The sequence below is a fragment of the Enterobacter cloacae complex sp. IR5459 genome, assembly GCF_049238005.1.
Taxonomy (GTDB): Bacteria; Pseudomonadota; Gammaproteobacteria; order Enterobacterales; family Enterobacteriaceae; genus Enterobacter; species Enterobacter hormaechei_C.
This window is the reverse complement of record NZ_JBMKIG010000001.1, coordinates 713,873-720,080: the sequence shown is the minus strand read 5'-3', so window position 1 is coordinate 720,080 and position 6,208 is coordinate 713,873. Positions and strand designations below refer to the sequence as shown.

Genomic DNA, 6,208 nt, shown 5'->3' with positions numbered 1-6,208 from the left:
CGCTTCAGAGTCAAGCGTTTGTTTTGCTTTTCTCTGCTGACCCGGCGGCTTGCGTGCCGTTGTTCCGTGTCAGTGGAGGCGCATTATAGGGAGTTATTCTGAGGCTGCAAGTGCAAAGTGAAAATTATTTACCGACTGCTCACTTTCCAGGCAAAACACATCTCAGACATTAATTCTTGCCTGGTTTTTAAACAAAAACGAGCCGCAAGCGGCCCGTTTTTGCGTTTTGTGACTTACTGCACTGCCACAATTCGGTCTTCGTTGGCTTCCAGACGGATAACTTTGCCCGGAACCAGCTCCCCAGAGAGGATTTGCTGTGCCAGCGGGTTTTCGATCTGCTGCTGGATAGCACGTTTTAACGGACGCGCGCCATAAACAGGATCGTAACCATTCTCGCTCAGCAGTTTCAGCGCATCATCCGAGATGTGGATTTCATACCCACGCTCTTCCAGACGTTTGTACAGACGCTGCAACTGGATCTGCGCAATCGACGCAATGTGTTTCTCACCCAGCGGATGGAACACGACCACTTCATCAATACGGTTGATGAACTCCGGACGGAAGTTTTGGCTGACCACACCCAGCACCAGATCTTTCATATGGCTGTAATCCAGCTCACCGAAGCGTTCCTGAATCAAATCGGAACCCAGGTTCGAGGTCATGATCACCACCGTGTTACGGAAGTCGACCGTTCTTCCCTGCCCATCCGTCAGACGCCCATCATCCAGCACCTGCAACAGAATGTTAAACACGTCAGGATGTGCCTTTTCTACTTCATCCAGCAGGATGACGGAATAAGGACGACGGCGAACCGCTTCCGTCAGATAACCGCCCTCTTCATAACCGACATATCCCGGAGGCGCACCGACCAGACGCGAGACGGCGTGTTTCTCCATAAACTCGGACATATCGATACGCACCATCGCGTCATCGCTGTCGAACATAAAGTTAGCCAGCGCTTTACACAGCTCGGTTTTACCGACACCGGTTGGCCCCAGGAACAGGAACGAGCCGATTGGACGATTCGGATCGGACAGCCCCGCACGGCTACGACGAATGGCGTTAGATACCGCTTCGACCGCTTCGTTCTGTCCAATGACGCGCTGATGCAGATCCTGCTCCATACGCAGCAGTTTCTCGCGTTCGCTTTCCATCATGCGAGCCACAGGAATACCCGTCCAGCGCGCCAGCACTTCGGCAATCTCGGCATCCGTCACTTTATTACGCAACAGACGCATGGTTTTGCCTTCTGATTGCGTGGCGATCTCGAGTTGTTTTTCCAGCTCAGGGATCTTGCCGTACTGTAGTTCGGACATCCGTGCCAGATCCCCTACGCGACGCGCCTGCTCAATGGCAATTTTAGCCTGCTCCAGCTCCGCCTTGATTGTCTGGGTGCCAGAGAGGGAGGCTTTCTCAGCTTTCCACTCTTCTTCCAGCTCAGAATACTGACGCTCTTTCTCGTCCAGTTCTTCGTTGAGCATATCAAGGCGTTTCTTGCTCGCTTCATCAGACTCTTTGTTCAGCGCCTGCTGTTCCAGCTTGAGCTGGATAATACGGCGATCGAGTCGGTCCAGCTCTTCCGGTTTCGAGTCAATCTGCATACGGATGCTGGACGCCGCTTCATCGATAAGGTCAATGGCTTTATCCGGCAACTGACGGTCGGCAATGTAACGATGCGAAAGCGTCGCCGCCGCAACGATGGCCGGGTCGGTGATCTGCACGTGATGGTGCAGCTCATAACGCTCTTTCAGACCACGCAAAATGGCGATGGTATCTTCTACGCTTGGTTCAGCGACAAACACCTTCTGGAAACGACGCTCCAGCGCAGCATCTTTCTCAATGTACTGACGATACTCGTCAAGCGTAGTGGCGCCGACGCAGTGAAGTTCACCGCGCGCCAGCGCAGGTTTCAGCATGTTCCCGGCATCCATTGCGCCGTCAGCTTTACCCGCCCCCACCATGGTGTGCAGTTCGTCGATAAACAGGATGACGTTACCTTCCTGTTTCGCCAGATCGTTCAGCACGCCTTTCAGACGCTCTTCAAATTCACCGCGGTATTTCGCCCCGGCCACCAGCGCGCCCATATCCAGCGCCAGTACGCGACGGCCTTTCAGCCCTTCGGGCACTTCGCCATTAACGATACGCTGCGCCAGCCCTTCAACGATGGCGGTTTTACCGACGCCTGGCTCACCAATCAGCACCGGGTTGTTTTTGGTACGACGTTGCAGTACCTGGATTGTCCGGCGGATTTCTTCGTCGCGGCCGATCACCGGGTCAAGTTTGCCCTGCTCGGCACGTTCGGTCAGGTCGACCGTAAATTTCTTCAAAGCCTGACGTTGGTCTTCGGCTCCCTGGTCGTTCACGCTTTCACCTCCGCGCATGTTCTCAATCGCCTGGGTCACATTAGCGGTGGTTGCACCGGCGGATTTCAGCAGGTCGGTTAAGGTACCGCGTGATTCAAGCGCCGCCAGAACAAACAGCTCTGACGAAATAAAGTTGTCCCCACGTTTTTGCGCCAGCTTGTCGCAAAGGTTCAGCACGCGCACCAGATCCTGCGACGGCTGCACGTCGCCGCCGGTACCTTCGACCTGCGGTAAACGGCTCAGCGCCTGATCGATGGTGGTGCGTAACTGGCCGGCATTAATGCCAGCGGACGTTAATAACGGACGTACCGATCCCCCTTCCTGATTCAGCAAGGCGCTCATTAAATGAAGAGGTTCGATAAATTGGTTGTCGTGCCCCAGTGCGAGGGACTGGGCATCGGCGAGAGCAAGCTGGAATTTATTAGTAAGACGATCCAGACGCATAACTCCTCCCATAACAGGTCAAATTTGCTACTGGAGATTAAATGAGGTCATCCCTCAATTATTCAAGGTTAATAACCTGAATTATGTGAAAAGAAAACGGCGCGTACCGGATCGTCTTGATTCTTTAGGTTATATCAGCCAAATGAAACTTGCCATACGGCCTGTCGTCTTGTCGCGGCGATAGGAGAAAAAATCACCCTTTTCGGTGAAGGTACAGCGATCTCCGCCGAAGATTTGAGTCACACCGACGTTATTCAGGCGCTGGCGGGCAAGCTGGTAAATATCGGCCAGATATTTATCTCCGGAAGCCACAAACGCTTCGACCGCTTGCGGATCTTTTTCCATAAAGGCATCGCGCACTTCGGGCCCGACCTCAAATGCCTGCGGGCCAATCGCCGGGCCAAGCCAGGCGATAAGATTTGCAGAATCGTCCTGAAAGCAGGCGACGGTCTCTTCCAGCACGCCTTCGCACAGGCCTCGCCATCCGGCGTGGGCAGCAGCCACTTCAGTTCCTGCCTGATTGCAGAACAACACCGGCAGGCAATCAGCAGTCATCACCGCGCAAACCGTTCCCGGCGTATTGCTGTACGAAGCATCGGCGCGTTTAGACGCATAGGGCTCACCCGTCAGCTTCAGCACCGCTTTACCGTGCACCTGCTCAAGCCAGACCGGTTTTGAAGGAAGGTTTCCCGCAGCAAAGAGGCGTTTACGGTTCTCTTCAACGTGCTCCAGGTTATCGCCACAGTGCGCACCGAGGTTCAAAGACTCCCACGCGCCCTGGCTCACGCCACCGATACGGGTTGAACTACAGGCGGCCACGCCTTCAGGCAGTGGCCACTCCGGGACAATCAGTTTGGTCATAACCAGTCCACGTGATCCTTATGTTCTTCGAAATCTGCGCGCATCGCGTCGATAAGTTCCACCATATCCTGTGGGATCGGCGCATGCCATTCCATCTGAATTCCGGTGATTGGGTGGTAAAGACGCAGCATCGTCGCATGCAGCGCCTGGCGATCGAATTTACGCAGCACGGAGATGAATTCATCCGATGCGCCCTTTGGTGGACGCGGACGACCGCCGTAAACCGGGTCACCCACCAGCGGATGGGTAATATGCGCCATGTGCACGCGGATCTGGTGAGTACGCCCGGTTTCCAGACGCAGACGCAGGCGCGTATGAATACGGAAATGTTCCATGATGCGGTAGTGGGTTACCGCCGGTTTACCCATCGGGTGTACGGACATATGCGTACGCTTGGTTGGGTGACGGCTGATAGGCTCTTCAACTGTGCCGCCAGAGGTCATATGACCAATCGCCACCGCTTCATACTCACGGGTAATTTCGCGCAATTGCAAAGATTCCACCAGGCGAGTCTGGGCGGGAATCGTCTTCGCCACTACCATCAGACCCGTGGTGTCTTTATCCAGACGGTGAACGATACCGGCACGCGGTACGTCGGCTATCGGTGGATAATAATGAAGGAGAGCGTTAAGTACCGTACCGTCAGGATTGCCCGCGCCCGGATGAACAACAAAGTCGCGCGGCTTGTTGATGACCAGAATATCGTCATCTTCGTAGACGATATCCAGCGGGATATCCTGCGGCTCGAAGCGGACTTCCTCTTCGATTTCAGCATTGATGGCGACAGCTTCCCCACCAAACACTTTCTCTTTTGGTTTGTCCCAGATCTTGCCGTTTACCAGCACGCGCTGGTCAAGGATCCATTCTTTTATGCGTGAACGCGAATAATCAGGGAACAATTCGGCCAAAGCCTGATCTAAGCGTTGACCGAGCTGATTTTCGGAGACTGTTGCGGTGAGTTCTACTCGTTGTGCCATAAACTGCTTCTTCGTTTAACGTTGGGTTTTACGGCTTTGCCGTTTAATATAGTGTGCTATTGTAGCTGGTCTTAATCGGGAGCAGGAACTGAGTTTCTCCCGGACAAACATTTGAGGAAAGTCAAAACGTCATGACGCGCATGAAATATCTGGTGGCAGCGGCCACGTTGAGCCTGGCTTTGGTGGGCTGCTCCGGTTCGAATGAACAGGTCCCTGACAATCCGCCGAATGAAATCTATGCGACTGCACAACAAAAGTTGCAGGACGGTAACTGGAAACAAGCGATAACGCAACTGGAAGCGTTGGATAATCGCTATCCGTTTGGCCCGTATTCGCAGCAGGTACAGTTAGATCTTATCTACGCCTACTACAAAAATGCCGATCTGCCGCTGGCTCAGGCAACGATCGATCGTTTCATGCGTCTGAACCCTACCCATCCTAACATCGATTACGTGATGTACATGCGCGGCCTGACTAACATGGCGCTGGATGACAGTGCATTACAGGGCTTCTTCGGGGTGGATCGTTCCGACCGTGACCCGCAACATGCGCGTGATGCTTTCAATGACTTCTCCAAACTGGTGCGTAGCTACCCGAACAGCCAGTACATTACCGATGCCACTAAGCGTCTGGTGTTCCTGAAAGATCGTCTGGCGAAATATGAGTACTCCGTTGCGGAATACTACACCCGCCGTGGCGCATGGGTTGCCGTGGTTAACCGTGTAGAAGGCATGCTGCGTGATTATCCGGATACCCAGGCCACGCGTGATGGCCTGAAGCTGATGGAGAATGCGTATCGCCAGATGCAGATGACGGCTCAGGCTGACAAAGTGGCGAAAATCATCGCCGCGAACAGCAGCAACACCTGATACCGCTACAACGCATAACGGCAGCCCGCGGGCTGCCGTTTTTTTATTCTTTCAGACTTACGCTGAAGCGGTTTAGCTTCAACACATCCATTCAACTATGACCGCAATTGTTGGCTTCGACAAGGTAAATCTCACCTCTTCCTGCCCTGCCTCACAAAAAAGATTCCCTGACAAAAACCGACAAAATAACGTGATCTAAATCACACATTTTGACATTGGGTCGGGTATGCTGGAATCACCAAGACGGAAAGACAAGAGGTAAAATTTATGACAATGAACATTACCAGTAAACAAATGGAAATTACTCCGGCAATCCGCCAGCACGTCGCAGACCGTCTCGCCAAACTGGATAAATGGCAAACACATTTGATTAATCCACATATCATCCTGTCCAAGGAGCCGCAGGGTTTCATCGCTGATGCAACTATCAATACTCCAAACGGCCATCTGGTCGCCAGCGCAAAACACGAGGATATGTACACCGCAATTAACGATTTGATCAACAAGCTGGAACGGCAGCTCAATAAAGTGCAACACAAAGGTGAAGCACGTCGCGCCGCAACCTCGGTGAAAGACGCCAGCTTCGCGGAAGAAGTTGAAGAAGAGTAATCCTCTAAAATTGAGTGTACCGACAACGCGCCTTCGGGCGCGTTTTTTATTGACAGGATCAAAACAGTGCAGGTACTTTAACCCT

5 protein-coding genes are annotated in these 6,208 nt (G+C 53.2%); 2 read left to right on the top strand and 3 right to left on the bottom strand.

From position 1 onward, the window contains the following. Positions 1 to 233 precede the first annotated feature (233 nt). The 3 genes from clpB to rluD form a co-directional block, all read right to left on the bottom strand. Entirely contained in the window at positions 234 to 2,807 is a 2,574-nt protein-coding gene (gene clpB, locus ACOTX4_RS03435) for an ATP-dependent chaperone ClpB (RefSeq protein WP_045332509.1), read from the bottom strand. 129 nt (positions 2,808 to 2,936) lie between these two features. Beyond that, a complete protein-coding gene (gene yfiH, locus ACOTX4_RS03430) occupies positions 2,937 to 3,668 on the bottom strand; it encodes a purine nucleoside phosphorylase YfiH (RefSeq protein ID WP_003863167.1) in 732 nt (243 codons plus the stop codon). Next, the gene (rluD, locus tag ACOTX4_RS03425; RefSeq protein WP_022649057.1) at positions 3,665 to 4,645 is read right to left on the bottom strand and encodes a 23S rRNA pseudouridine(1911/1915/1917) synthase RluD; all 981 of its coding nucleotides are present in this window, start codon (positions 4,643 to 4,645) and stop codon (positions 3,665 to 3,667) included. Before rluD ends, yfiH begins: the two co-directional genes overlap by 4 nt. Positions 4,646 to 4,776: 131 nt before the next feature. On the opposite strand from rluD, the gene bamD reads away from it, so the two are divergent. Continuing rightward, on the top strand, positions 4,777 to 5,514 hold the full coding sequence (gene bamD / locus ACOTX4_RS03420; RefSeq protein WP_003863164.1) for an outer membrane protein assembly factor BamD: 738 nt from the start codon (positions 4,777 to 4,779) through the stop codon (positions 5,512 to 5,514). A gap of 267 nt (positions 5,515 to 5,781) precedes the next feature. Next, the gene (gene raiA, locus ACOTX4_RS03415; protein ID WP_003863162.1) at positions 5,782 to 6,123 is read left to right on the top strand and encodes a ribosome-associated translation inhibitor RaiA; all 342 of its coding nucleotides are present in this window, start codon (positions 5,782 to 5,784) and stop codon (positions 6,121 to 6,123) included. Positions 6,124 to 6,208 lie beyond the last annotated feature (85 nt).